This window comes from Streptomyces sp. NPDC017056 (genome assembly GCF_044332485.1).
In the GTDB taxonomy this organism is placed as follows: Bacteria; Actinomycetota; Actinomycetes; order Streptomycetales; family Streptomycetaceae; genus Streptomyces.
The window spans coordinates 51,461-77,547 of sequence record NZ_JBIRPD010000006.1; the positions used below are offsets into that span (position 1 = coordinate 51,461).

General features: G+C 71.1%; 19 protein-coding genes. 5 read left to right on the top strand and 14 right to left on the bottom strand.

Annotation, left to right across the window (positions count from 1 at the left end; genetic code table 11):
* Window positions 1-34 precede the first annotated feature (34 nt).
* The 4 genes from ACH4OW_RS12810 to ACH4OW_RS12825 form a co-directional block, all read right to left on the bottom strand.
* A complete protein-coding gene (locus ACH4OW_RS12810; RefSeq protein ID WP_398027277.1) occupies window positions 35-778 on the bottom strand; it encodes a TIGR03936 family radical SAM-associated protein in 744 nt (247 codons plus the stop codon).
* 78 nt (window positions 779-856) lie between these two features.
* Window positions 857-2,041: a hypothetical protein gene (locus tag ACH4OW_RS12815; RefSeq protein ID WP_398027279.1), complete on the bottom strand. Its 1,185-nt coding sequence runs from the start codon at window positions 2,039-2,041 to the stop codon at window positions 857-859.
* A 106-nt stretch (window positions 2,042-2,147) separates the two neighbouring features.
* Window positions 2,148-4,073 carry a TIGR03960 family B12-binding radical SAM protein gene (locus ACH4OW_RS12820; RefSeq protein WP_360122487.1) on the bottom strand — a complete coding sequence of 642 codons (1,926 nt, stop codon included), beginning with the start codon at window positions 4,071-4,073 and terminating at the stop codon, window positions 2,148-2,150.
* A 155-nt stretch (window positions 4,074-4,228) separates the two neighbouring features.
* Window positions 4,229-5,893, bottom strand: a complete 1,665-nt coding sequence (locus tag ACH4OW_RS12825) for a CHAD domain-containing protein (protein ID WP_398027281.1) — start codon at window positions 5,891-5,893, stop codon at window positions 4,229-4,231.
* A 295-nt stretch (window positions 5,894-6,188) separates the two neighbouring features.
* Here ACH4OW_RS12825 and ACH4OW_RS12830 point away from each other — a divergent pair, with 295 nt between their 5' ends.
* The 4 genes from ACH4OW_RS12830 to ACH4OW_RS12845 all read left to right on the top strand — a co-directional run bounded on the left by ACH4OW_RS12830 (window position 6,189) and on the right by ACH4OW_RS12845 (window position 11,250).
* Window positions 6,189-7,568, top strand: coding sequence for a family 2B encapsulin nanocompartment shell protein (locus ACH4OW_RS12830; RefSeq protein WP_398027283.1), 1,380 nt, complete (start codon window positions 6,189-6,191; stop codon window positions 7,566-7,568).
* Entirely contained in the window at window positions 7,555-9,327 is a 1,773-nt protein-coding gene (locus ACH4OW_RS12835) for a SufS family cysteine desulfurase (RefSeq protein ID WP_398027285.1), read from the top strand. The genes ACH4OW_RS12830 and ACH4OW_RS12835 overlap by 14 nt, the downstream gene beginning before the upstream one ends.
* Before the next feature lie 75 nt (window positions 9,328-9,402).
* Window positions 9,403-10,644, top strand: a complete 1,242-nt coding sequence (locus ACH4OW_RS12840; RefSeq protein ID WP_398027287.1) for an IS30 family transposase — start codon at window positions 9,403-9,405, stop codon at window positions 10,642-10,644.
* Window positions 10,645-10,779: 135 nt separating this feature from the next.
* Complete coding sequence (locus tag ACH4OW_RS12845) at window positions 10,780-11,250, top strand: hypothetical protein (RefSeq protein WP_398027289.1); 471 nt, start codon at window positions 10,780-10,782, stop codon at window positions 11,248-11,250.
* Window positions 11,251-11,260: 10 nt separating this feature from the next.
* Here ACH4OW_RS12845 and rodA read toward each other — a convergent pair whose 3' ends face one another.
* The 9 genes from rodA to ACH4OW_RS12890 form a co-directional block, all read right to left on the bottom strand.
* A complete protein-coding gene (gene rodA / locus ACH4OW_RS12850; RefSeq protein WP_398027291.1) occupies window positions 11,261-12,469 on the bottom strand; it encodes a rod shape-determining protein RodA in 1,209 nt (402 codons plus the stop codon).
* On the bottom strand, window positions 12,466-14,607 hold the full coding sequence (gene mrdA, locus ACH4OW_RS12855; RefSeq protein ID WP_398027293.1) for a penicillin-binding protein 2: 2,142 nt from the start codon (window positions 14,605-14,607) through the stop codon (window positions 12,466-12,468). Before mrdA ends, rodA begins: the two co-directional genes overlap by 4 nt.
* Window positions 14,604-15,323, bottom strand: a complete 720-nt coding sequence (mreD, locus tag ACH4OW_RS12860) for a rod shape-determining protein MreD (protein ID WP_360122507.1) — start codon at window positions 15,321-15,323, stop codon at window positions 14,604-14,606. Before mreD ends, mrdA begins: the two co-directional genes overlap by 4 nt.
* Before the next feature lie 3 nt (window positions 15,324-15,326).
* The gene (gene mreC / locus ACH4OW_RS12865) at window positions 15,327-16,259 is read right to left on the bottom strand and encodes a rod shape-determining protein MreC (protein WP_398027296.1); all 933 of its coding nucleotides are present in this window, start codon (window positions 16,257-16,259) and stop codon (window positions 15,327-15,329) included.
* Window positions 16,260-16,434: 175 nt separating this feature from the next.
* Window positions 16,435-17,454, bottom strand: a complete 1,020-nt coding sequence (locus ACH4OW_RS12870; RefSeq protein ID WP_003985182.1) for a rod shape-determining protein — start codon at window positions 17,452-17,454, stop codon at window positions 16,435-16,437.
* 289 nt (window positions 17,455-17,743) lie between these two features.
* Window positions 17,744-18,157 carry a nucleoside-diphosphate kinase gene (gene ndk / locus ACH4OW_RS12875; protein WP_360122513.1) on the bottom strand — a complete coding sequence of 138 codons (414 nt, stop codon included), beginning with the start codon at window positions 18,155-18,157 and terminating at the stop codon, window positions 17,744-17,746.
* Window positions 18,158-18,381: 224 nt separating this feature from the next.
* Window positions 18,382-18,741, bottom strand: a complete 360-nt coding sequence (locus ACH4OW_RS12880; RefSeq protein WP_360122516.1) for a DUF4233 domain-containing protein — start codon at window positions 18,739-18,741, stop codon at window positions 18,382-18,384.
* A gap of 2 nt (window positions 18,742-18,743) precedes the next feature.
* Window positions 18,744-20,321, bottom strand: coding sequence for a folylpolyglutamate synthase/dihydrofolate synthase family protein (locus tag ACH4OW_RS12885; RefSeq protein ID WP_360122519.1), 1,578 nt, complete (start codon window positions 20,319-20,321; stop codon window positions 18,744-18,746).
* A gap of 79 nt (window positions 20,322-20,400) precedes the next feature.
* Complete coding sequence (locus tag ACH4OW_RS12890; RefSeq protein ID WP_398027299.1) at window positions 20,401-21,849, bottom strand: peptidoglycan D,D-transpeptidase FtsI family protein; 1,449 nt, start codon at window positions 21,847-21,849, stop codon at window positions 20,401-20,403.
* Window positions 21,850-22,135: 286 nt separating this feature from the next.
* Between ACH4OW_RS12890 and ACH4OW_RS12895 the strand changes: the two genes are divergently transcribed.
* Window positions 22,136-23,338, top strand: a complete 1,203-nt coding sequence (locus ACH4OW_RS12895) for a hypothetical protein (RefSeq protein ID WP_398027649.1) — start codon at window positions 22,136-22,138, stop codon at window positions 23,336-23,338.
* Here the strand turns inward: ACH4OW_RS12895 and ACH4OW_RS12900 are convergent.
* A complete protein-coding gene (locus tag ACH4OW_RS12900; protein WP_398027301.1) occupies window positions 23,304-25,949 on the bottom strand; it encodes a valine--tRNA ligase in 2,646 nt (881 codons plus the stop codon). The two genes, ACH4OW_RS12895 and ACH4OW_RS12900, sit on opposite strands and share 35 nt — an antisense overlap.
* Window positions 25,950-26,087 lie beyond the last annotated feature (138 nt).

Genomic DNA, 26,087 nt, shown 5'->3' on the forward strand with positions numbered 1-26,087 from the left:
GTCCTACGCAGGACCGTCCGGCGCCTCGCGGCACTCAGCCGGCGGCCGTTGTCGAGCCGGCCTCGGCAGCATCGCGGTCGGGCGCGAGCGGGTCGGTCACCGCGCCGGTCTCCTCATCGAGCAGCCCCTGCGCCAGCCTGGTCACCGCAGCGGGGACCGGCGGCGCCAGGTCGGCCGCAGCTCGGAGGCCGGACAGGACGTCGTCGGGTCGTACGGCAGGTGTCAAATGCCGAACAACCAGCCGCAGTATCGCACAGGCTTTGCCGTCCGGCCTATCGCCCTCGGGGGCGGCGGCTTCGAGGCGGGCGACCGCGCCCCGCGCGTCGAAGGTCCGCATGCCGTTCTTCGTACGGCGTTCGACCTGCACCTCCTCCGCGGCGAGGAAGAGCTCCACGGCGTGCGCCGCGTCGGCGGGCTCGACCCCGTCGAGGCGCAGCTCCCACACCGACGCCTGGAGCCGGTCGGCGAGCCCGGAGGTGTGGGCCTCCACCGCGTCGGTGATGTCCAGACCGGTCGGCAGCGACTCGTTCAGCAGCTCCTTGAGCGGTGCCGGGTCGCGGCGCTCGGTGAGCTGGATCTCCAGGTACTCGGCCTCGCTGCCGGTACCGGTCGGCGCGGCGTTGGCGTACGACACCTTGGGGTGCGGGGTGAAGCCCGCCGAATAGGCCATGGGGACCTCGGCGCGGCGCAGCGCCCGCTCGAAAGCGCGCTGGAAGTCGCGGTGGCTGGTGAACCGGAGGCGGCCGCGCTTGGTGTAGCGCAGTCGGATGCGCTGCACCGCCGGTGCGGGCGGCGGGCCTTCGGGCTGTCGCTTGCCCAGTGTTACTTCTCCTTGGTGTGAGGGCGCTGCCGGACGTCACCCCCGCGGAGGCGGGGACACGTCGCGCCCGGACGTCTTACCTAGAGTACGTGCCTGCGGTACCGCCGGTTCCCGCCGGGGCTCCGGCACCGCGGGGCGCTCCGGCTGCCGCGGCGCCCCGAACAGCGCCCGCCGGAGCTCCGCGCGGGTCTGCCGGACGGAGAGCCGGGCGGCACCCAGCGCCCGGCGCACGGAGCGGCCCGCCGCCCGCGCCGCGGTGCGCACCGGGCGCCACAGACCGTCGCGGACGGCGTGGCCGACGGGCGTGAGGACCGTGCGGTACACCCAGCGGAACGGCTCGACGAAGATCCACCGCAGGAGTGTGCCGAGGAACCGGCCGACGGCCCGGGAGACGTACCCGGCCACCCGCCAGCAGTGCGCGAACGCGGCGCCGGTCTCGCGCGCCACGACCGTCACGGCGGTGCCGACCGCCCGGCCCACGGGAGCCAGGACGTGACGCCACACCGCGACGGCCGGCACGACGACCGTCCACCGTACGAGTGCGGCGACGGCGGCCCCGAGTCCGCGGACCACCCAGGCGATGCCGCGCCCAGCGGGCGTCATCACGTGCCGGTAGAACCACTGGGCGGGCAGCACGACCAGGTGACGGCCGAGCCAGGCCAGCCCCGCGCCCAGCCCGCGCACCAGCCGGGCGAAGCCACCGCCGAGCCACCTGAACGCGTGCCCGACCGGCGTGAGGACCCAGCGGTAGACCCAAAGCGCCGGCACCACCACCAGGCAGCGCACCAGCCAGGCCACGGCCACCCCGATCGCCACGCCGACCGGCACCACCACATACCGCCACAGAGCGACCCAGGGCCAGTAGAAAACCGCCTTGCCCAGCCAGGCCAGCACCGCGCCGAAAGCCCGCGCGGTCCAGGCGACGCCGTGCCCGGCCGGCGTGAGAATCCAGCGGTACACCCAGGCCAGCGGCACAACGACCAGAACGTGCCCCAGCCAGGACAATCCACGCCCCACGGGACGCAGCACGCCGCGGTACAGCGCCCGGCCGCAGGCGGCGAGCCCATCCCATACGATGCGCACCGGCACCACGAGCACCAGTACGACCACGCGCACCGGCAACCGGACCAGCCGCGTCAGACAGCCTTCCCCCGGCTCGTACCGATCCACCCCCCGACGGCGCTCCGGCTCCTCGCCCACCAAAGACCCAACGGGCTCCATACGTCTTTCTCCCCCTCGCGCCCGATATGAGCACGGTCGTACACGTGCCACGGCCCGGCCTCCGCATCACCGCGGAGGCCGGGCCGTGGCACGTACCGGAACTTGCTTACTTGACGACGCTCAACGGCAACAGCTTCTTGCCCGTCGGGCCGATCTGGATACTCGTGTCCATCTGAGGACACACCCCGCAGTCGAAGCAAGGCGTCCAGCGGCAGTCCTCGACCTCGGTTTCGTCGAGGGCGTCCTGCCAGTCTTCCCAGAGCCAGTCCTTGTCCAGGCCGGAGTCGAGGTGGTCCCAGGGCAGGACTTCCTCGTAGGTGCGCTCGCGGGTGGTGTACCAGGCGACGTCGACGCCGTACGCGGGCAGTGTCTCCTCGGCGGCCTTCATCCAGCGGTCATACGAGAAGTGCTCGCGCCAGCCGTCGAAGCGGCCGCCGCCCTCGTAGACGGCGCGGATGACCGAGCCGACGCGGCGGTCGCCGCGGGAGAGCAGGCCCTCGACGATGCCGGGCTTGCCGTCGTGGTAGCGGAAGCCGATGGAGCGGCCGTACTTCTTGTCGCCGCGGATCTTGTCGCGCAGCTTCTCCAGCCGGGCGTCGGTCTCCTCCGCGCTGAGCTGCGGCGCCCACTGGAACGGGGTGTGCGGTTTGGGGACGAAGCCGCCGATGGAGACGGTGCAGCGGATGTCGTTGGAGTTGGCGACCTCACGGCCCTTGGCGATGACGTTGACCGCCATGTCGCCGATCTGGAGGACGTCCTCGTCGGTCTCGGTGGGCAGGCCGCACATGAAGTACAGCTTCACCTGCCGCCAGCCGTTGCCGTAGGCCGTGGCGACCGTACGGATGAGGTCCTCTTCCGAGACCATCTTGTTGATGACCTTGCGCATGCGTTCGCTGCCGCCCTCGGGGGCGAAGGTCAGTCCCGAGCGTCGGCCGTTGCGCGTCAGCTCGTTGGCAAGATCGACGTTGAAGGCGTCGACGCGGGTCGACGGCAGCGACAGGCCGATCTTGTCTTCCTCGTACCGGTCGGCGAGCCCCTTGGCGATGTCGCCGATCTCGGTGTGGTCCGCGGAGGACAGCGACAGCAGGCCGACCTCCTCGAATCCCGTGGCCTTGAGGCCCTTGTCCACCATCTCGCCGATGCCGGTGATGCTTCGCTCCCGCACGGGGCGCGTGATCATGCCGGCCTGGCAGAAACGGCAGCCGCGGGTGCAGCCACGGAAGATCTCGACCGACATCCGTTCGTGGACGGTCTCGGCCAGGGGGACGAGCGGCTGCTTCGGGTAGGGCCACTCGTCCAGGTCCATGACGGTGTGCTTGGACACGCGCCACGGGACGCCGGAGCGGTTCGGCACGACGCGCGAGATGCGTCCGTCGGCCAGGTACTCCACGTCGTAGAACTTGGGGACGTACACGCTGCCGGTCTTCGCGAGGCGGAACAGCAGTTCGTCGCGCCCGCCGGGTCGGCCCTCGGCCTTCCAGGCGCGGATGATGTCGGTGATCTCCAGCACGGCCTGCTCGCCGTCGCCGACGACCGCGCAGTCCAGGAAGTCGGCGATCGGCTCCGGGTTGAAGGCCGCGTGGCCGCCCGCGAGGATCAGCGGGTGGTCCTCCGTACGGTCCTTGGCCTCGATCGGGATGCCCGAGAGGTCCAGGGCGGTGAGCAGGTTGGTGTAGCCCAGCTCGGTGGAGAAGGAGACGCCGAGTACGTCGAAGGCGCTGACCGGGCGGTGCGCGTCGACGGTGAACTGCGGCACGTTGTGCTCGCGCATCAGCGCTTCGAGGTCCGGCCACACGCTGTACGTGCGCTCGGCGAGCACGCCCTCGCGCTCGTTGAGGACCTCGTAAAGGATCATGACGCCCTGGTTGGGCAGCCCGACCTCGTAGGCGTCCGGGTACATGAGCGACCAGCGCACATCGCAGCTGTCCCAGTCTTTGACGGTGGAGTTGAGCTCTCCACCGACGTACTGGATGGGCTTCTGGACATGCGGGAGAAGCGCTTCCAGGCGCGGGAAGACCGTCTCGACAGGCATCGCGGCGTCTTTCATGAGCTGGCAGGGGTGACCATCCAGCGTACCCCGGGAATGCGGCCCTGTTGACGGGCGGCACCCTGATGGGCAAGGGGTGACGGCGCCGGGACGGTGGGTCACCGGGCGGGGCGGCCGGTGAGGCCGTCCCGCCCGGCGCGTCATCCGCGCAGTTTCCTGCGGTGCGCCGGCTTCGACGCCTTGCGCCACACCTCGGGCAGCTCCCGCTCGCGGGCGGCCGCCGCGGCTTCCTCCCGTCCGTAGAGCAGGCCGAAGGTGAACCCGCCCTCGCCCGCGCCGTGCGCCTGTACGGCGAGGTCGCGCAGCGCCTCCCGCGCCACCACGCTGTCCTGGTGGTCGCCGAGCAGCTGCTGCACCCGCTTCATGCGCTTGGCGAACTTCTTCGCCGGGCCGCCCAGCGTCGGCGTCGCCGCCTCCGCCGCGTACCGCACCCGCTTGGCGGCCTTGCGCGCGCCGTGCAGCGCCTCGTCGCGCGCCGGCCCCGCCGGTGCCTCCAGGGCGGCCGCCATCCGCCCGGCGAGCCGCCGGTAGTCCTTGAGCACGGCCTTCGCCATCGGCTTCGCCGGCGGCCTGGTGGCGGCCTGGCGCAGCGGCGGGTCCGCCATGAGCGCGTGCAGGCTTTCCAGCAGGGCCAGGTGGCGGGGCCCGTCCAGCACCGCGATCAGTGCCTGCCGCGAGCCGAGCCGCCGGCGCTGCGACCACAGGCGCAGCCGCGCGGCGACCGGGCCGATGCGCAGTTCCCTGGGCAGGTCCGCCAGCCCGGCGTGCAGCCGGTCCGCCAGCACCTCGCGGTCCCGGTCGACACCCAACTCCCCGGCCAGCCACTTGAGTTCGTTGCCGATGGGGTCGGTCACCGAGCGGTCGAGCAGTGCGCCGTAGGACCGGAAGGCGCTGCGCAGGCGGCGGGTGGCGACGCGCATCCGGTGCACGGAGTCGGGCAGGTCGCGGCGGACGGCGGGGTCCAGTTCGGTGATGGTCCGCACCTGCTCGCCGACGTAGGCGAGGACGGCGTCACCGGCCGTGCGAGGCTGCTTGCGGGGTTTGCGTGGCCCGCCTGCCCGTACGGGGGCGGGCTCCTCGGGGGCGGTTTCGGCGAGGGCGCGGGCCAGCTTGGACGCCGAACCTGCGGGGCGTACGCCGGCGGCCGCGAAGGCTTCCTCTACCGCGTCCAGGAGCCCGGGGGCCCCGTCCCCCACCAGTTCCACCTCGATCTCGCGCCATCGGACGCCGACGGTCATGCGGCCCGACCCGTCCGTCCGGCCACCGCCGTCCGGCCGGCCGTCGGCGTCCGCGCCGCCCGGACCGGCCGCCACGTCCGCGGCGCATACGGCTTCCGTCCCGGGCCCGGCGCCGGCCGGGGCCGCGCCGTCCACCCGGTGCGCCACCACCTCGTCCACCGCCACCTCGGCGAGCGGCGCGCCCCGGGCGTCCTCCAGGACCCGCAGCGTGCGCCGGGTCCGCAGGTGCACGAGCGGGGTCAGGCGCGCGCCGCGCACCCGCGAGCGCACCAGGGCCGCGAGCTTGTCCGGCAGCCGGTCGGCCAGGGGCATCCGCACCTCGTCCCGTACGCCGGGCGCGACCGGCAGTTTCAGGTGCCAGCCCGCGTCGCCGCCGCCGGTCCGCCGCCGCAGGGTGATGCCGTCGGCGGCGAGCCGCTGGTCGGGGGTGTCGTAGTAGGTGGCGGACAGGACGACGGTGCCCTGTTCCGCGATGGCCGCGACCCCGGCGACGCCGGTCAGGTCGGGCAGCCGGGTGCTGTCGTCGGCCTCGTACTTCCGCTCGATTTCCCGCACGGTGTCCGCCATGGATCGAATCTAGCCGCGTATGGGGCTGTGAGGCAGTGCCCCGCAGGCCGTTCAGCGGACGCCGTGCGGCGCGGCGGCGGGGTTCCGGGCTGGCCACGGGGTATCCCGCCAAAAACCGTTCATCCCTGCACGAACACTGGCTAATGCCGGATAGCTCCTTTCCGGCCGGTTGCGGAAATACGCCGTCTTGCCGTCGGCAGTTGCCGCTCGGACGATCGGTCCCCTCATCCCGTGCGGACCGCGGTGGCCAAGAGGGCCGCGGTGTGTCCGCACGCCCTTCCACGAGGAGGACCAGATGACCACCAACGGCCGCCAGAGCCTCAGTCCCGATGCGGCACGGCAACTCGCCACCGCCACCAAGACCACGCCCCAGATGCGCGGCATCACCCCGCGCTACCTGCTGCGCGCCCTGCCCTGGGTGGACGTCGACGCCGGCGTCTACCGCGTCAACCGCCGCCGTACGTTCATCCTCGGCGACGACCGGATCAGCACGTTCTCCGAAGGCGACAGCCACCGCATCGTCCCCGAGGACCTGAGGGAACTGCCGTTCCTGCGGCAGGCGGACGAGGGACAGCTGCGCGAGCTGGCCGAGACCTGCGACGAAGTCACCTTCGAGGCGGGCCAGTTACTGTGCTCCGAGGGCGACAACGCCGACCGGCTCTGGGTGCTCGTGCGGGGCCGCGCGGAGAAGCGGGTGACCGGACGCTACGGCGAGGACGCGCTGCTGGAGATCATCGGCGACGGCCAGTTCTTCGACCTGGAAGCCTGGGCCAAGGGCACGTCGCAGCCGTACCGGGTACGTACGCTGACGCCCGGTGTCGCGTTGTGCATCAGCCGCGCCAAGCTGGCCGAACTGGCCGACCGCGACGAGTCGTTGCGCACCACGATGGAGTCCTACTGTTCCGGCGAGATGCCGACGCCGGGCGCCGAGGCGCCGGTCGACCTGGCCTCCGGGCACGTCGGCGAGCCGGTGCTGCCGGGCACGTACGTGGAGTACGAGGACACACCGCGCGAGTACCACATGAGCCTCGCCCAGACCGTGCTGCGCGTGCACACCCGCGTCGCCGACCTGTACAACCAGCCCATCGACCAGACCCGCGCGCAGAGCAACCTGACCGTCCACGCGCTGCGTGAGCGCCAGGAGTCGATGATGCTCAACCACCCGGAGTTCGGCCTGTTCAACCAGGTCGCCCCGGGCATGCGGGTGCAGCCGCGCACCGGCGCGCCGACCCCGGACGACCTGGACGAGCTGCTGGCCAAGGTGTGGAAGCAGCCCGCGTACTTCCTCGCGCACCCCCGTGCCATCGCCGCGTTCGGCCGTGAATGTACCCGCCGGGGTGTGCCCCCGGTGACCGACACGCGGTTCGGCAGTCCGCTGCTGACCTGGCGGGGCGTGCCGTTGCTCCCGTCCGACAAGGTGACGATCAACGGCGCCGGCACGACGGAGATCCTGCTGATGCGGGTGGGCGAGGCCGAGCAGGGCGTGGTGGGTCTGCGCCCGAGTTCGGTGCCCGACGAGGCCGAACCGGGCCTGTCGATCCGGAACATGGGCGTCGACCAGAAGGCGATCACCTCGTACCTGGTCACGGCCTACTTCAACACGGCCGTCCTGGTGGAGGACGCCCTCGCCGTACTCCAGAACGTCGAGGTGTCCAAGTACCATGACTACTCCTGACGTCACGGGGCTCGCGGCGCCGCTGAGCGTCCTCCTGGGCGCTGGGACGAAGGGCACCGGGACCGGCGTGGCCGGTACGTCCGGCACGGCCGCCGACCAGGTGGCAGCGGCTCCGGCCGCCGGTACGGCCACGGGCACGGCACCTGCCACGGGCGCGGCTCCGGGCGCGGGGGCGACCGTCGTACCGGCCGCCGCGATGGCGGGTCTGCCGGGCATGGCCCCGGTACCGAGCGCGGGTTCCGCCGAGGGCGGCGCGGCGCCGAGCACCGTTCCCGGCCAGGCTTCCGCGCTGACCGGCGCGATGCCGACCGCCGTTCCCGGCCAGGCTTCCGCCCTGACCGATGCGGTGCCGACCGCCGTTCCCGGCCAAGTGGCCGCGCTGACCGGCGCGGTGCCGACCACCGTTCCCGGAACGAGTGCCGTGCCCGCACCGGGCGCGGTGCCCACCGAAGCACCGGCCGCGGCCACGACGGCCGCGCCGGCCACCACACCGACGGCCACCACCCCGCCTGCCGCCCTCCAGTTCCCCGGCACCCAACGCGGCGCCTTCTCCCCCGAGATGGCGCGCCGGGACTTCCCGATCCTGCACCGGCTGGTCAACGGCCATCCGCTCGTCTGGCTCGACAACGGCGCCACCACCCAGAAGCCGCGCCAGGTGATCGAGGCCGTGGCCGCCTTCTACGGTTCGGCCAACTCCAACATCCACCGCGGCGCCCACACCATGGCCCGCGACGCCACCGCCCTGTACGAGGCGGGCCGGGCCGCCGTCGCGGACTTCCTGGGCGCCCCGTCCCCCGAAGAGATCGTCTTCGTGCGCGGCACCACCGAGGCGATCAACCTCGTCGCGCAGACCTGGGGCCGGGCCAACCTGGGCCCGGGGGACGACATCCTCGTCCCCGTGCTGGAGCACCACTCCGACATCGTCCCCTGGCAGCAGCTCGCCGCCGAGACGCACGCCCGGGTGGTGCCGGTGCCGCTGCTGCCGGACGGGCAGATCGACCAGTTCGCCTACTCCGACCTGCTCTCCACCCGTACCCGTCTGGTGGCCGTCAGCCATGCCTCCAACGTGCTCGGCACCGTCCCTCCGGTGGCGGAGATGACGGCGCTGGCCCACCGTTACGGCGCCAAGGTGCTGGTGGACGGCGCGCAGGCGGTGGCCCACTTCCCGGTCGACGTACAGGCCATGGACGCCGACTTCTACGCCTTCTCCGGCCATAAGCTGTTCGCGCCCACCGGCATCGGCGCGCTGTACGCCAAGCCCGAGCTGCTGGCGTCGATGGCGCCGTGGCAGGGCGGCGGCAACATGATCGAATCCGTTTCCTTCGACCGCACGACGTTCGCGCCCGCACCGCACGCCTTCGAGGCCGGTACCGGCCACATCTCGGGCGTGGTCGGGCTGCTCGCCGCCCTCGACTGGCTGTCCGGCTTCGACCACGAGGCCATCGCCGCGTACGAGGCCGACCTGCTCGCCTACGCCCGCCAGGCCCTGGCCGCCGTGCCCGGACTACAGCTGCTGGGCGACGCCCCGGACCGCATCGCGGTGCTGTCCTTCACCCTCGCGGGCCACGAACCGACGGCCGTCGCGCAGGCCCTGGACGAGGGCGGCATCGCCGTCCGTTCAGGGCACCACTGCGCCCAGCCGGCCCTGGCCCACTACGGCCTCGACAGCGCCGTACGCGCTTCCCTCGCCCTCTACAACACCCCCGAGGAGGTGGACCGGCTGGCGGCCTCCCTGCTGCGCATCCAGCAGGCTTCCTGAACGCGCGCCCACGAGCGCCCGCCCCGCCACCTTCCGTTCTAGTGGTCGTCGCAACACCCCAGCTCAGGGAATGCGATGAACTTCGAGGTTCGTAAGGACCGGAGGCCGCAGGGGCCGAGGAGACTTGGTGCAGAGCGGGAGGAATACTTCCGGCTCGTGCAGCAGGGCTACGGCAACAAAGAGGCGTCCAGGCTCGTAGGCGTCCACCCGCGGACGGCGCGCGGGTGGCGCAACGGACGTCGGTATAACAGCGGCAAGGTCGAGCCGCCCGTTCGATCAGAACGGGCGGCCGTTCCTGCTACACCTAGCCGGTATCTGCGAGAGGACGAGCGCATCCACATCGCTGACCGGCTACGGGAGAAGGCGTCGATCCGCGCCATCGCCGCGGAGCTGGGCCGCAGTCCATCGACTATCAGCCGGGAGATCCGCCGCAACGGTATGCCGCTGCGGCGGGATGACTACCGCTGGGCCTACCGGCCGCATGCCGCCCAGGCCCGAGCTGAGGCCCGTCGCCCCCGGCCCAAGCCGGGAAAGATCGGCACGTGTCCGCGACTGCGCGACTACGTACAAGAGCGCCTGGAGCGGCGTTGGAGTCCTGAGCAGATTGCCCACCAGCTCCGTCGGGACTTCCCCGACGATCCGGAGATGCGCGTGACGCACGAGACCATCTACCAGGCCCTTTACGTCCAGGGTCGAGGAGAACTCCGCAGAGAACTCGCCCGCTCCCTTCGAACAGGGCGGGCACGCCGGAAGCCTCATCGGCAGTCCAACAAGCGTCAGCCCCGCTACACCACTCCCATGGTGATGATCAGCGACCGCCCCGCCGAGGCGGACGACCGGGCCGTGCCTGGCCATTGGGAGGGAGATCTCATCGTCGGGACCGGTAACCGATCGGCAATCGGCACCCTGGTCGAACGGACGACGCGCTTCACCATGCTGGTGCACCTGCCACACGGGCACCGGGCAGAGCACTTCCACGAGGCCCTGGCCGGCACTGTCATGGCTCTGCCGCCTCAACTCAGACGGTCCATGACCTGGGACCAAGGCAACGAGATGGCCGGCCACGCCGCCTTCAGCCTGGCCACGCGCATGCCGGTCTACTTCTGCAACCCAGCCAGCCCATGGCAGCGCGGCTCGAACGAGAACACCAATGGCCTGCTGCGGCAGTACTTCCCCAAGGGCACCGACTTGGCTGCCCACACCCGCAGCCACCTCGACGCCGTCGCCGCCGAACTCAACAGTCGCCCACGCAAGACGCTCGGTTGGGAAACCCCAACCGAGCGCCTGTCTAAACTGCTCGCCACCACAAGTCAGTGATCACGTGTTGCGATGACCACCGGAATTCGCCCACCGGGGCGGGCGCTCCGCCGTGACCGGCCCCCGCACCGCCCCGGCCCCCGCCGCTCGGTACAGTGCGGTCTTCGGTTCGCGCACGTCATGGCAGGGGGAACGATGCTCGCGCATCTCACGGACACCGCACGGCAGTTGGCCGCCGTACTGTGGCAGCAGCACACGGTCTACCGGGACCGGACGGGCGGTGTGGTCATCCGGGGCGAGCACGTCCAGCGGTGGATCAGCCTGTCCGCGACCGGGACGCGCGGGGAGGTGCTGGTACGGGCGGGACGCATCCTCGACGGCGGCACCAGCGCCCCCGCGCGGGCGGAAACGGTCCTGCGGCTGGACAGCGGTACGAGCGAACTGGCCGCCGCCTGCCGCAGACTGCTGGCCGACACGGCCGCCGACGCCGCCCCCGCGGCTTCGCGCGCGCCGGGCCCGGCGCGGCCCCGGCCACCGCGGACGGCGCGCCGGAGAACGAAGAAGGCGAGGATCGCCCTGTGGGTGATCCTCGCCACCGTGACCAGCGGCGCGGTGCTCGCCGCCCTCGTCGCCTACAGCTCCTACAGCGCCGCGGCCGGCCACTGAGGGGCTCCGGTCAGGCCGACACCGGCCGCTGCGCGTGGATGGACTGGAGCAGCCCTATCGCGATCCAGACCGCGAACATGGACGTGCCGCCGTACGAGACGAACGGCAGCGGCAGGCCGGTGACGGGCATGATGCCCAGCGTCATGCCGATGTTCTCGAACGCCTGGAAGGAGAACCAGGCGATGCAGCCGGCGGCCACGATCGTGCTGTACAGCTCGCTGGCCTCGCGGGCGATGCGGCAGGCGCGCCACAGGACGACGCCCAGCAGGAAGATGATCAGGCCGGCGCCGAGGAAGCCGAGTTCCTCCCCGGCGACGGTGAAGATGAAGTCGGTCTGCTGTTCCGGCACGAACTGGCCGGTGGTCTGGCTGCCCTGGAAGAGGCCGGAGCCGGTCAGCCCGCCGCCGCCGATCGCGATGCGCGCCTGGTTGGTGTTGTAGCCGACGCCCGCCGGGTCCAGGCTCGGGTTGGCGAAGGCGGCGAACCGGGCGATCTGGTAGTCGTCCAGCAGGCCCAGCTGCCAGACGGCCACGCAGCCGATGACGCCGGTGCCCAGCAGCCCGAGGATCCACCGGTTGGAGGCCCCGGAGGCGAGCAGTACGCCGAGGATGATGGCGCCGAGGACCATGACCGAGCCGAGGTCCGGCATCAGCATGATGATGGCGACGGGGACGGCGGCCAGGCCGAGGGCCTGGACGACGGTGCGGTGGTCGGGGTGCGGGCGGTCGCCCGCGTCGACCCGGCCCGCGAGGATCACCGCCATCCCCAGCGTGATCGTGATCTTGGCGAATTCGGCGGGCTGGAGGGAGAGGCCGCCGGGGATGGCCAGCCAGGAGCGGGAGCCGTTGATCGTGGCGCCCAGCGGGGTGAGGACGAGCAGGGCCAGCAGCAGCGAGAGGCCGTAGAGGATCGGTACGGCCCCGCGCAGGGTGCGGTGGCCGAGCCAGATGGCGCCGGCCGCCAGCGCCAGCCCGATGCCGGTGTTGAGCAGGTGGCGCAGCAGGAAGCCGTACTCGTCGCCGTGGTTGAGTTCGGTGCGGTTGCGGGTGGCGGAGAAGACCAGCACCGCGCCGATCAGGGAGAGGGCCATGGCGGACAGCAGCATGACCCAGTCCAGCCGGCGCAGGACCGAGTCGCGCGCGGTCAGCTTGCCCCAGGCGCCGCGTTCGGGGCTGTAGCGGCGGACGGTGAAGCGGTCGGCGGCGGACGAACTGGTCACCGGTCCCGCCTTCCCGCCGCCGCGGGCGGCTGCGGTGCGACGGCGGGCTTGAGGGGCTGTGCCTGGATCGTGCCGTCGCCCAGGATCTTGGGCAGCCCGGTCTGCGGCCTGGGCAGCAGCGCCGCCTTCTCGTCGATCTTGCCCTTGTCGTCCACCCCGTAGAGCGCGTTGTAGATCTTGCGCACGGCGGGCCCCGCGGACCCCGAGCCCGTACCGCCCTGGGAGATGGTCATGACGATCGTGTAGTCCTTGGTGTACGTGGCGAACCAGCCCGTCGTCTGCTTGCCGTAGACCTCGGCCGTGCCGGTCTTGGCGTGCATCGGGATCTTGTCCTGCGGCCAGCCCTGGAAGCGCCAGGCGGCGGTGCCGCGGGTGGCGACGCCGGCCAGCGCGCCGTCGATCTGGGACAGGGTCTTGGCCGTCACCGGCAGCTTCCCGTGCGACTTGGGCTCGATGGTCTCGATGTGCTTGCCGTCGGGGCTGACGACGGCCTTGCCCACGGTCGGGTTGTAGAGGGTGCCGCCGTTGGCGATCGCGGCGTAGATCGTCGCCATCTGTATCGGGGTGACCTGGGTGTCGCCCTGGCCGATGGAGTAGTTGACGGAGTCACCCGCGCGCATCTTCATGCCGGACTCGCAGTTCTCCTTGGCGATCTTGGAGACGTAGTCGTCGCCGGTCTGGCCCTGCTTGCACCAGCTGTCCTTGTTGGCCTCCCAGTACCGCTTCTTCCACTCGCGGTCCGGTACGCGGCCGGTGACCTCGTTGGGGAGGTCGATGCCCGTCTCCTTGCCGAGGCCGAACTGGTGTGCCGTCTTGTAGAACCAGTCCGCCGGGTTCTTGGGCTTGTTGCCGCCGTCCTTCTGCCACTGCTGGTAGGCGAGGCCGTAGAAGACGGTGTCGCAGGAGACCTCCAGCGCCCGGCCGAGGTTGATCGGGCCGTAGCCCTTGGACTCGAAGTTCTTGAACTCCTGGTTGCCGATGTAGAAGGCGCTGGAGCAGTTGTAGCTGCCGTTGAAGTCGTAGCCGGCGTTGACCGCGGCCGAGGTGGAGATGACCTTGAAGATCGAGCCGGGCGCCGACTGGCCCTGGATCGCGCGGTTGAGCAGCGGGTAGTTGGAGTCCTTGCCGGTCAGCCGCGCGTAGTCCTTGCCGGAGATGCCGCCGACCCAGGCGTTCGGGTCGTAGGACGGGTTGGAGGCCATGGAGACGACCCGGCCGGTCTTGTTCTCCATGACGACCACGGCGCCCGCGTCGGCCTTGTAGTTGGTGCCGGTGTTCTTGTCGTGCTCCTTGCGGGCGTCCTTCATCGCCTGGTCGAGTTCCTTCTCCGCTATGGCCTGCACACGCGCGTCTATGCTCGTGACGACGTTGGAGCCCGGGATCGCCTTGTCGCTCTTGGCCTTGCCGATGACCCGGCCGAGGTTGTCGACCTCGTAGCGCGTCACGCCGGCCTTGCCGCGCAGGGCGCTGTCGTAGGTGCGCTCCAGCCCGGAGCGGCCGATCTGGTCCGAGCGCAGCAGCGGCGAGCGGGTGTTCTTGGCCTTCTGGATCTCCTCGTCGGTGACCGGCGAGAGGTAGCCGAGGACCTGGGCGGTCTCGGCCTGGCCGGGCGCGGCGTAGCGGCGTACGGCGGTGGGCTCGGCGGAGATGCCGGGGAAGTCCTCGGAGCGTTCGCGGATCTGGAGGGCCTGCTGGGTGGTGGCCTCGTCGGTGATCGGGATGGGCTGGAAGGGCGAGCCGTTCCAGCAGGGCTGCGGGGTCTTGGCGTCGCAGAGCCGGACCTTGTTGCGGATCTCCTGCTCCGTCATGCCGAGCACCTTGGCGAGCCGGCCGAGCACGGCCTTGCCGTCGTCCTTCATCTTCAGCAGGTCGGTGCGGCTGGCGGAGACGACCAGGCGGGTCTGGTTGTCGGCGAGGGGGATGCCGCGGGCGTCGAGGATGGAGCCGCGGGTGGCCGGGTCGACGACCTGCTGGACGTGGTTGTTGCGGGCCTCGTCGGCGTACTCGCGGCCGTTGCGGATCTGGAGGTACCACAGCCGGCCGCCGAGCGTGAGCAGCAGCGAGAAGACGAGGATCTGGATGGCGACCAGGCGGATCCTGACGCGTGAGGTGCGGCCGGTCTCCGGAATGTTGGTCACAGTCGCTTGACCCCCTTGATGCGTCCTGCCTTGTTACGGGCCGGCCTGCCGAGCAGCCCGCCGCGCTGGCCGCCGATCCGGGCCTGCTTGGACGGGAGGGTGGTGCGCATCGAGCGGCTCGCTTTCAGGCCGGTGCCGGAGCCGAGCCAGCCGTAGGCGCTGCGGCCCTTGCCGGAGCCGCCCTGGCCGCCCGCGGCGTCCGCGGCCAGCGGATCGTGCTCCGTCCTGCGGGCCATGGCCATGACCAGCGGTACGACGAACGGGGCGAGCAGCAGGTCGTAGAGCGTGGCGGTGAACAGCAGCCCGGCCAGGCCCACATGGCGGGCGGCGGAGTCGCCCACGAGCGAGCCCACGCCGGCGTACAGCAGCGTCGAGCCGAGGGCCGCGCCCACCACGACGACCAGCGGCATGGTCGCCGAACGGTGCTGCCCGGTGTCGGGTTTGGTCAGCCCGGCGACGTACCCGATGACGCAGAGCACCAGCGCGTACCGGCCGATGGCGTGGTCGGAGGGCGGCGCGAGGTCGGCGAGCAGCCCGGCCCCGAAGCCGAGCAGGGCGCCGCTGACGTGCCCGTAGACGAGGGCGAGGCCGAGGACGACCAGGAGCAGCAGGTCGGGTGTGGCGCCGGGCAGCTGGAGCCGCGCCAGCACGCAGACCTGGACCAGCAGGGCCACGACCACCAGCGCGGCCGAGAGCAGAATCCTCTTGATGCGCATCGGTCAGCTCCTGGGAGAGGCGCTCGCGGTGGGGGTGGCCGTGACGGTGACCGTCGGCGTCGGCTTGGGCTTGGCGGGCTTGGCCGGCAGGACCGTGTCGCGCGGGTCCTCGCGGGGCGGCTGGACCACGACGCCGACGATGTCCAGCTTGGAGAAGCCGACGAACGGGCGTACCTGGAGGGAGCGGGTCAGGTCGCCGTTGGACGGGTCGACCTTGACGACCCGGCCGACCGGGACGCCGGGCACGAAGGGCTTGTCGGCGCTGGAGCCGAAGGTGACGAGGCGGTCGCCGCTTCGCACCTCGGCCTTGCCGTTGAGGAGCTGCACCCGCAGCGAGTCGCCGCCCTGGCCGGTGGCGAAGCCGATCTCGTTGGTCTTCTCCATGCGGGTGCCGACGGTGAAGTCCGGGTCGTTGGCGAGCAGGACGGTGGCGGTGGTGGTGCCGACGGTGGTGACCCGGCCGACCAGGCCGTCGCCGTTGAGGACCGTCATGTCGCGGGCGATGCCGTCCCGGGAGCCGGCGTCGATGGTGACGGTCCAGGAGAAGCCCTGCGCGGCGCCGATGGCGATGACCTGGGCGCCCTTGATGCCGTACTGGCCGGTGCCGGCGGTCTTGAGCATCTTGTCCAGCTCGGCGGCACGGTTGCGGTTGCGGTCGGAGGAGCCCAGCTTGGCCTTGAGCCCGGCGTTCTCCCGCTCCAGGGCGCTGATACGGGTGTGCCGCTCGCCGGAGTCCCGTACCGCGCCGACGGCGTTGCCCACCGGGTCGACGACCGTGGCGATGCCGCTCTCGACCGGCCCGAAGACCGCGGCGGCGGCCTGCCGGGCACCGGCGAGCGGGGACCGTTCGCCACCGCGGATGTCCACCGTGATCAGCGCGAACGCGATCGCGACCAGCAGCACCAGTAGCAGCCGGCTCTCTCGTGTGTCCCTCACGTGCGGCGGCCGTGTCCTTCCTCGTAGGACCGGCCGGCTGCGGGCCCGCGCCGGTCGCGCTGGGGAGTGCGTTGTGCCTTTATACGCAGTGCTCGCCTGTTGGGGCGTGGTGCCTGTATATCAACGATCCGCCGTACGGACGATCAGCCGCCCGTACGGCGGAATGTCGGGTTCCTCAGCGGCGCGGCTGGGAGTCCAGGACCTGCTGGAGCGCCTCGAACTCCTCGACGCACTTGCCGCTGCCGAGGGCGACGGAGTCGAGCGGGTCCTCGGCGATGTGGATCGGCATGCCGGTCTCGCGGCGCAGGCGCTCGTCGAGGCCGCGGAGCAGGGCGCCGCCTCCGGTGAGCACGATGCCGCGGTCCATCACGTCGCCGGACAGCTCCGGCGGGCACTTGTCGAGCGTCGTCTTGACCGCGTCGACAATGGAGTTGACCGGCTCCTCGATGGCCTTGCGCACCTCGGCCGCCGAGATGACGACGGTCTTGGGAAGTCCGGAGACCAGATCCCGGCCGCGGATCTCGGTGTGCTCGTCCTGTTCCAGGTCGTACGCCGAACCGATGGTGATCTTGATGCTCTCGGCGGTGCGCTCGCCCAGCAGGAGGCTGTACTCCTTCTTGATGTGCTGGATGATCGCGTTGTCCAGCTCGTCGCCGGCCACCCGGATCGACTGGGCCGTGACGATGCCGCCGAGCGAGATCACGGCGACCTCGGTGGTGCCGCCGCCGATGTCCACGACCATGTTGCCGGTGGCCTCGTGGACCGGCAGCCCGGAGCCGATCGCGGCGGCCATCGGCTCTTCGATGATGTGCACCTGGCGGGCGCCGGCCTGGGTGGACGCCTCGATGACCGCGCGGCGCTCGACCCCGGTGATACCGGAGGGGACACAGACGACGACGCGCGGGCGGGCGAGGTAGCGACGCTTGTGGATCTTGAGGATGAAGTAGCGGAGCATCCGCTCGGTGATCTCGAAGTCGGCGATCACGCCGTCCTTCAAAGGACGCACCGCGACGATGTTGCCGGGGGTGCGGCCGATCATCTTCTTCGCCTCGGCGCCCACGGCGAGAATGCCACCGGTGTTGGTGTTGATGGCCACGACCGACGGCTCGTTGAGGACGATCCCACGACCCCTGACGTACACCAGCGTGTTGGCGGTCCCGAGGTCGACAGCCATGTCACGGCCGATGAACGACATGTTGTTCCCCATGAGGATACGTCTGGCCTTCCCAACTGGAGCGAATGCTTACTTGAGGTCGGCAGGTGTGGTGCGCCGGGGCGCGGAAGCTCCATCGTAGTCACGAAGTCCCCACCGCTCGAACGCGGTGCGGGGTTCCTTCGCCATTGTCAGCGGAACACGCACCCGCCCCCCTTAATGGTGACGTCGTGTCGCGCTGATGCGTTCCCCCGTTCGGAGAGCGGATGCCGCGGGGCGACCGGAGGTTTCGCGGTCGCCCCAGGTCATCGGGGTCGGGAAGGACCGCCGGTCAGCCCAGGCCCGGGAAGAAAATCTTGATCTCCCGGTCGGCGGACTCCTCGGAGTCCGAGGCGTGGACGAGGTTCTCCCGGGTGATGGTCCCGAAGTCCCCGCGGATCGAACCGGCGGGCGCCTTGATCGGGTCGGTCGGGCCGGCCAGCGCCCGTACGCCCTCGATCACCCGCTCGCCCTCGACGACCAGGCTGACCACCGGTCCCGACGACATGAACTGCACCAACGGCTCGTAGAAGTCCCGGCCGACGTGCTCGGCGTAGTGCTGCTCCAGTATCGCGCGGTCCAGCGTGCGCAGCTCCAGCGCGCTGATCGTCCAGCCCGCCTTCTTCTCGATACGGCCGAGAATCTCACCGACCAGGCCGCGGCGGACCGCGTCGGGCTTGAGAAGGACGAGCGTGCGCTGGCTCACGGAGGGGCTCCTTGCGATACGGACGACATCGGCAGGTGCCCTGAGGCTACATGGGTGACGGCGTGCGGCTGTACGCGGTACCGGGGCCGAATCACCTGATCCGGACGGGTGGTGCGGCCGGACGGGTGAACGGGTGCGGGTGGTTTTCGTACGCGCGTGTGCGCCGGCCGGGGAAAGACGTCCGGGCCGGGTGCGTCCGCACCCGGCCCGGCTCGTTCAGCCGACTACGCCACGCCCGGCCGCGGGCCCTCCTCGGCCTGCGCCGCCCAGCGGGCCTTCGCCTCGTCGATCTTGCGGCCGAAGTGCACCGAAGCCCACCACAGGGCGGCGAAGACCGCGCCGAGGAAGAACATCGTCGTCACCACGAAGCCGCTGGCGATCAGGGCCGCCTGGAGGGCCCAGCCGAGCTGCACGCCACCGGGGCGGGTGAGCACGCCGCACAGCAGGACACACAGCAGCATGGCGACGCCGCTGACCGTCCAGACCGTGGCCGTGGAGTGTCCCGAGGTCTGCATCGCGACCAGACCCGCGAAGCCGATCACGAAGAACTCGCCGATCAGCGTGCTCGCACACAGCGTGCGCATGGTCAGTTCCTTCCCAGGAGCAGCCGGGCCTCGCCGACCGTGATCACGGAGCCGGTGACCAGCACGCCCGCTCCGGAGTACTCGCCCTCCTCCTCGGCGAGGGTGATCGCCGCCTCCAGCGCGTCGTCGAGCCGGGGCTCGACCTGAACGCGCTCGGCGCCGAAGACCTCCACCGCGACGGCCGCCAGCTCGTCCGGGTCCATGGCACGGTGGCTGGAGTTACGGCTCACCACGATCTCGGCGAAGATCGGCTCGAAGGCTTCGAGCACGCCCCGCACGTCCTTGTCCGCGCTCGCGCCGACCACGCCGACGAGTCGGCTGAAACCGAACGCCTCGGTGACCGCCTCGGCCGCGGCCCGCGCGCCCGCCGGGTTGTGCGCCGCGTCCAGGATGACGGTCGGGCTGCTCCGTACGACCTCCAGGCGGCCGGGCGAGGCCACCGAGGCGAAGGCGGTGCGGATGGTGTCGACGTCCAGGGTGCGGGAGTGCTGGGAGCCGATGCCGAAGAACGCCTCCACCGCGGCCAGCGCCACCGCGGCGTTGTGCGCCTGGTGGGCGCCGTACAGCGGCAGGAAGATCTCCTCGTACTCGCCGCCCAGGCCGCGCAGCGTCAGCAGCTGGCCGCCGACCGCGACCTCGCGGCTGAGGACGCCGAACTCCATGCCCTCGCGGGCGACCGTGGCGTCCACCTCGACCGCGTGCTTGAGCATCACCGACGCGGCGTCCACCGGCTGCTGCGCCAGGACGACGGTCGCGTCCTTCTTGATGATCCCGGACTTCTCGCCCGCGATCTTCTCGGGCGTATCGCCGAGGCGGTCGGTGTGGTCCAGCGAGATGGGCGTGACGACGGCGACGTCCCCGTCGATCACGTTCGTCGCGTCCCAGGTGCCGCCCATGCCGACCTCGACGACCGCGACGTCCACCGGGGCGTCCGCGAAGGCCGCGTACGCCATCGCCGTCAGCACCTCGAAGAACGACAGGCGGTACTCCTGCCGGGCGTCGACCATCTCCACGTAGGGGGCGATGTCCTGGTACGTCTCGATGAAGCGCTCGGCCGAGATGGGGGCGCCGTCCAGGCTGATCCGCTCGGTCACCGACTGCACGTGCGGGCTGGTGTACCGGCCGGTGCGCAGGTCGAAGGCGCTCAGCAGGGCCTCGATCATGCGGGCGGTGCTGGTCTTGCCGTTGGTGCCGGTGATGTGGATGGACGGGTAGGCGCGCTGCGGCGAGCCCAGGACGTCCATCAGCGCCTCGATGCGCTGCACCGACGGGTCCAGCTTGGTCTCGCCCCAGCGGCCGGCCAGCTCGGCCTCCACCTCGCGCAGCGCGCGGTCGACCTCCGGGTCTTCGGGACGGGCGGGAATGCCGTCCCCCTGGGGTGGTCCTGCCTGCGCGCGCAGGGTACGGCTGCCGGCCTCGATCACCGCGAGGTCGGGGGTGGGGGTCCCCCCTGCTCGAGCCTCGTCGAGAGCTTGGGGGAGGTCGGTCTCGGCCTCCACCATCTCCTCGAAGGGGTCGGCCTGGCCGTCCGGGCCGGGAATCGGGTCGGGGTCGTCGTTTCGGGGGCGGTCGTCGCTCACGGCTCCAGTCTACGAGCCACCACCGACACCGGCGGGCGGCGGCCTGCGGCCGGGCGGCGACCGCCCGCGGCCGGGGCCGCTACGACAGGGCCGCCTTCATCATCGCCTTCGCCACGGGCGCGGCCAGGCCGCCGCCGGAGATCTCGTTGCGCGCGGCGTCGCTGTCCTCGACCATGACGGCGACGGCCACCTGGTGCCCCTTGCCGTCCTTGGCGTAGGAGACGAACCAGGCGTACGGGGTGCCCTCGTTGTCCACGCCGTGCTGGGCGGTGCCCGTCTTGCCGCCGACGGTCAGGCCGCCGATCTTGGCGTTGGAGCCGGTGCCCTCGTTCACGACGGTCTCCATGGACGACTGGAGCTGCTCGGCGGTGCGCTGCGAGACGGCCTTGCCGTACTTCTCCGGCTCGTACTGCTGGAGGGTGTTGCCGCCGCCGTCGGTGAGCTTGTCGACCAGCTGCGGCGTCTGGAGGTCGCCGCCGTTGGCGATGGCCGAGGAGACCATGGCCATCTGGAGCGGCGTCGCGGTGTCGTCGAACTGGCCGATGCCGGACAGCGCGGTCTGCGCCTTGTCCATGCCCTTGGGGTAGAGGCTCTTGCCGGCCCTGACCGGGGTGTCCAGCTTGCCGTCGTTGAAGCCGAACTTCTCGGCCTGCGCGCGGACCTTGTCCTGGCCCAGGTCGGCGGCCATCTTGGCGAAGACGGTGTTGCAGGAGTACTGGAGCGCGGTGCGGATGGTCGCGTTCTTGCAGGGGGCGGAGGCGCTCTCGTTCTTGAGCGTGGTGCGCGTGTTGGGCAGGACGTACGGGTCGGGGCTGTCGGTGGCCTCGTCGACGGACGAGTAGAGGCCGTTCTCCAGTGCGGCGGCCGCGACGACCAGCTTGAAGGTCGAGCCGGGCGGCAGTGGCTGGCGCAGCGCGCGGTTGATCTCGGGGTGGTTCTTGTCGGCCGACAGGTCCTTCCACGCCTTCTGGTCGGCGCTGCCGGAGCCGGCGAACTTGCCCGGGTCGTAGGAGGGGGTGCTGACCATGCCGAGGACCTTGCCGGTGGCCGGGTCGAGGGCGACGGCGGCGCCGGTCTTCTTGCCGAGCGCCTCGTAGCCGGCCTGCTGCACCTTGGCGTCGATGGTGGTGGCGACGTCGCCGCCCTTCGGGCGCTGGCGGGTCAGCGCGTCGCCCGGGTTCTGGAGGCGGCTGTCGGAGCCGTCGAGGAGGTCCCCGTACAGGCTCTCCAGCTGGTTGCTGCCGAAGATCTGCGAGGTGAAGCCGGTGACGGGGGCGTAGAGCGGGCCGTTCTTGTAGGTGCGCTTGTTCTTGAGGGTGCCGTCGGTGGCGGCGGAGCCGGTGACCGGCTGCCCGTCGACGAGGATGTTGCCCAGCGGGTTCGCGTACTTGGCGATGGACACGCGCGGATTGTGCGGATCGTCCGAGAAGGTGGACGCCTTGGCCCCTTGCAGCCAGGTGACCCACGCCAGCAGCGCGAGTATCAGCAGGATGCAGAAGACCGAGACTCGGCGCAGGGGCTTGTTCATGGGTGGCGCGGCTCCTCGTCGGTGGACGGCGCGTGCGGCTGGATACGTACGCTTCGCTCCCTTTGCGGGCCCATGCTCCACCGTCTCGATGAGAGGCCGATGAGAAAGCGGCGCGGGCCGCTCCACCGTGACGCACGCCTCTGATCGCCGCGCCGGGGCAACGCACCACCCCCCTGCCGCCCTCTTCACCGGCGGGCTCTGTGAGCCTTGACCGAACCGAAGATCGTAAAAGACCGATCGTCAGAGACCGGAAGAGGGAAGCCGCGTGCCGGCAATCAGTCAGCGGATGCACCTGGTGCTGCTCACCGCGTGGACCGTGCTGTGGTTCGTCGTGGTCGAGCCGAACGGGGGGTTCTCCTGGCACTACCTGCGCACCGGCGGCGAACTGATCTACCAGGGCTCCGCCGGCGACGGCACCGGCGGCCTCAACCTCTACGCCCACCACCCCGAACTCCAGATGGGCCCCGTCAGCTTCCTGGTGGCCGGCCTGTTCAACCCGTTCCCCGAACACACCGGGCAGTTCCTGGCCGCGGCCCTGATGTCGCTGCTCGGCCTGGTGATCGTGGTGCTGGCCGGGCGCAGCGCCGCCTGGCACTTCCTGGGCACCGGCACCAACCACCAGCGGCTGCGGCAGCGCGTCCTGATAGCCGGCCTGGCGTTCATCCCGATGTGGATCGAGGTCTCGGTCCGCTTCGGACACCTGGACGACGTGCTCGCGCTGTTCTTCACCGCGCTGGCCGTACGGTCGGTGACCCGCGGCAACGCCGCGCTGACCGGTGTCTTCCTGGCCCTCGCGATGGACTCCAAACCGACGGCGCTGGCCTTCGTACCGCTGCTGCTCGCGCTCCCGAGGGGGAAGTGGCTGCGCGCGGGACTGTGGATGGCGGCCCTGGTCGCGGTGGCCTGGCTGCCGTTCTTCATCGGCGACATGAACTCGTTCTCGGCGGCCAAGTTCGCCATCCCCAACCACCCGGCGTCCGCGCTGCGCTGGCTGGGCGTGGCCGACCCGGAGACGCCCGGCTGGGACCGGCCCGCGCAGTTCGCGCTGGGCCTGCTGCTGGGCTGCCTGGCCGTGTGGCGGGGGCGCTGGGCCGCCGTCGTCCTGCTCGGCGCCAACGCGCGCATCGTCCTGGACCCCAGCGTCTACACGTACTACACCGCGTCCGTGCTGCTCGGCACGCTGCTGTGGGACGTCATCGGGCAGCGCCGGCTGGTGCCCTGGTGGAGCTGGCTGGCGCTGCTGATCCTGTACGGCAGCGTCTTCGTGGTGCCCGACGACTCGGCGCGCGGCCTGATCCGCCTGGCCTTCGTCGCGGTGTCGACGGCGTACGTCCTGCTTTGGCCGGTACGGGAACGCGGCGACCGGCGCGGCTCGGGACGGCGCAGGCCCCCCGCCCGTAAGGACGAGGGGCCTGCTGAGAGCTACGCGCCGGGGACCGCCCCGGCGCCCGGCGTCACGCCTTGGGCAGGGCCGCCAGCTGCGCGCTGATGCGCACGATGTCGGCCTCGGCCGTCTCCAGCCGCGTACGGATCTTGGCGACGACGTGCTCCGGGGCCTTGCCCAGGAACGCCTCGTTGCCCAGCTTCCCGTTGGCCTGCGCCTTCTCCTTCTCGGCCGCTGCCAGGTCCTTCGACAGCCGCTTGCGCTCGGCCTCCACGTCGATGGCGCCCGACAGGTCCAGCGCGACGGTGGCGCCCGCGACCGGGAGGGACGCGGTGGCGGTGAAGTCCTCGCCCGCGGGCTGGAGGCGCAGCAGCGAGCGCATCGCGGCCTCGTGGGCGGCGAGCTGCGTACCGGCCAGGTCCAGCCGCGCCGGGACCTTCTGGCCGGGCTGGAGCCCCTGGTCGGACCGGAAGCGGCGGACCTCGGTGACGACCTGCTGGACCGTCTCGATCTCCCGCTCGGCCGCCGCGTCGCGGAAGCCGCTGTCGGCCGGCCACTCGGCGATCACCAGCGACTCGCGGCCGGTCAGCGTCGTCCACAGCGTCTCCGTGACGAACGGCACGACCGGGTGCAGCAGGCGCAGCGTGACGTCCAGGACCTCGCCGAGGACCCGGCGCGACACGTCGGCGGCCGGGCCGCCCGCCATGAACGTGGTCTTGGACAGCTCGACGTACCAGTCGAAGACCTCGTCCCAGGCGAAGTGGTAGAGCGCGTCCGACAGCTTCGCGAACTGGTAGTCCTCGTAGTACGCGTCGACCTGCGCCACGACCGTGTTCAGGCGGGACAGGATCCAGCGGTCGGTCGCCGAGAGCTGCTCGGCCGGCGGCAGCTCGCCCTCCAGCGTCGCGCCGTTCATCAGCGCGAAGCGGGTGGCGTTCCAGATCTTGTTGGCGAAGTTGCGGGACGCCTGGACCCAGTCCTCGCCGATCGGCACGTCCGCGCCCGGGTTGGCGCCGCGGGCGAGCGTGAAGCGGACGGCGTCCGCGCCGTAGGCGTCCATCCAGTCCAGCGGGTCCACCGAGTTGGGGTTGGACTTGGACATCTTCTTGCCGTGCTCGTCACGGACCAGGCCGGTCAGCGCGATGGTGTGGAACGGCGCCTGGCCGTCCATCGCGTACAGACCGAACATCATCATCCGGGCGACCCAGAAGAAGATGATGTCGTGACCGGTGAGCAGGACGTCGGTCGGGTAGAACTTCGCCAGGTCCGGGGTCTTCTCCGGCCAGCCCAGCGTGGAGAAGGGCCACAGGCCGGAGGAGAACCAGGTGTCCAGGACGTCGGACTCCTGGGTCCAGCCCTCGGCCTCGGTGCCCGGCGGCTCCTCGTCGGGACCGACGCAGACGATCTCGCCCTCGGGGCCGTACCAGACCGGGATGCGGTGGCCCCACCACAGCTGACGCGAGATGCACCAGTCGTGCATGTTGTCGACCCAGTCGAAGTAGCGCTTCGACATGTCCTGGGGGTGGATCTTGACCCGGCCGTCGCGGACCGCGTCACCCGCGGCCTGCGCGAGCGGGGCGACCTTGACCCACCACTGCATGGACAGGCGGGGCTCGACGGTGGTCTTGCAGCGCGAGCAGTGGCCCACGGAGTGGACGTACGGGCGCTTCTCGGCGACGATCCGGCCCTGCTCGCGCAGCGCCGCCACGATCGCCGAGCGCGCCTCGAAGCGGTCCAGGCCCTCGAACGGACCGTGCACGGTGATCACACCGCGCTCGTCCATGACGGTCATCGACTCCAGGTCGTGCCGCTGGCCGATGGCGAAGTCGTTGGGGTCGTGGGCCGGGGTCACCTTGACGGCGCCGGTGCCGAACTCCGGGTCGACGTGGGTGTCGGCGACGACCGGGATGGTGCGGTCGGTCAGCGGCAGCTTGATCCGCTTGCCGATCAGGTGCGCGTACCGCTCGTCGTCCGGGTGGACCGCCACCGCGGTGTCACCGAGCATCGTCTCCGCGCGGGTGGTGGCGACGACGAGGGTGTCCTCGCCTTCCCCGTACGTGATCGAGACCAGCTCGCCGTCGTCGTCCTGGTACTCGACCTCGATGTCGGAGATCGCGGTCAGACAGCGCGGGCACCAGTTGATGATGCGCTCGGCGCGGTAGATCAGCTCGTCGTCGTAGAGCCGCTTGAAGATCGTCTGGACGGACTTGGACAGGCCCTCGTCCATCGTGAAGCGCTCACGGGACCAGTCGACGCCGTCGCCGAGGCGGCGCATCTGTCCGAGGATCTTGCCGCCGTACTCCTGCTTCCACTTCCAGACGCGCTCGACGAACTCCTCGCGCCCCAGGTCGTGGCGGGACTTGCCCTCCTCGGCGAGCTGCTGCTCGACCTTGTTCTGGGTGGCGATGCCCGCGTGGTCCATGCCCGGCAGCCACAGCGCCTCGAAGCCCTGCATCCGCTTGCGGCGGGTGAGCGCGTCCATCAGCGTGTGCTGGAAGGCGTGCCCGAGGTGCAGGCTGCCGGTGACGTTCGGCGGCGGAATGACGATCGTGAACGGCGGCTTCTCGCTCTCCGCGTCCGCCTCGAAATACCCCCGCTCTACCCAGCGCTCGTACAGCGGCCCCTCTACCTCGGCCGGCGCGTACTGGGTCGGCAGTTCAGTGGGGCTGCTGTTCGGCCCGCCGTTTTGGGGGCTCTGCTGAGTGTTCGCGGTCACGACGCTCAGTGTACGGGCGCGGATGTCGCGGTCTCGAATCGGTTTGGCCCCCGGAGCGCCCGCGGGCCGCCGCGTCGTACAGGATGTCGGCAACGCACGAGATCAACGGTGACCGGCGTCATCGGACGCCGTCGGATG

Excerpts from the sequence above, each read along its gene's own strand:
- ACH4OW_RS12845 (WP_398027289.1), top strand. The coding sequence starts at position 10,780 with ATGCTCGCGCATCTCACGGACACCGCACGGCAGTTGGCCGCCGTACTG.
- ACH4OW_RS12890 (WP_398027299.1), bottom strand. The coding sequence starts at position 21,849 with ATGAACAAGCCCCTGCGCCGAGTCTCGGTCTTCTGCATCCTGCTGATA.
- ACH4OW_RS12870 (WP_003985182.1), bottom strand. The coding sequence starts at position 17,454 with ATGTCGTTCATCGGCCGTGACATGGCTGTCGACCTCGGGACCGCCAAC.
- ACH4OW_RS12840 (WP_398027287.1), top strand. The coding sequence starts at position 9,403 with ATGAACTTCGAGGTTCGTAAGGACCGGAGGCCGCAGGGGCCGAGGAGA.
- ACH4OW_RS12820 (WP_360122487.1), bottom strand. The coding sequence starts at position 4,073 with ATGCCTGTCGAGACGGTCTTCCCGCGCCTGGAAGCGCTTCTCCCGCAT.
- ACH4OW_RS12830 (WP_398027283.1), top strand. The coding sequence starts at position 6,189 with ATGACCACCAACGGCCGCCAGAGCCTCAGTCCCGATGCGGCACGGCAA.
- ACH4OW_RS12815 (WP_398027279.1), bottom strand. The coding sequence starts at position 2,041 with ATGGAGCCCGTTGGGTCTTTGGTGGGCGAGGAGCCGGAGCGCCGTCGG.
- ACH4OW_RS12835 (WP_398027285.1), top strand. The coding sequence starts at position 7,555 with ATGACTACTCCTGACGTCACGGGGCTCGCGGCGCCGCTGAGCGTCCTC.
- mreD (WP_360122507.1), bottom strand. The coding sequence starts at position 15,323 with ATGCGCATCAAGAGGATTCTGCTCTCGGCCGCGCTGGTGGTCGTGGCC.
- ACH4OW_RS12880 (WP_360122516.1), bottom strand. The coding sequence starts at position 18,741 with ATGCGCACGCTGTGTGCGAGCACGCTGATCGGCGAGTTCTTCGTGATC.
- ACH4OW_RS12895 (WP_398027649.1), top strand. The coding sequence starts at position 22,136 with ATGCACCTGGTGCTGCTCACCGCGTGGACCGTGCTGTGGTTCGTCGTG.
- ACH4OW_RS12825 (WP_398027281.1), bottom strand. The coding sequence starts at position 5,893 with ATGGCGGACACCGTGCGGGAAATCGAGCGGAAGTACGAGGCCGACGAC.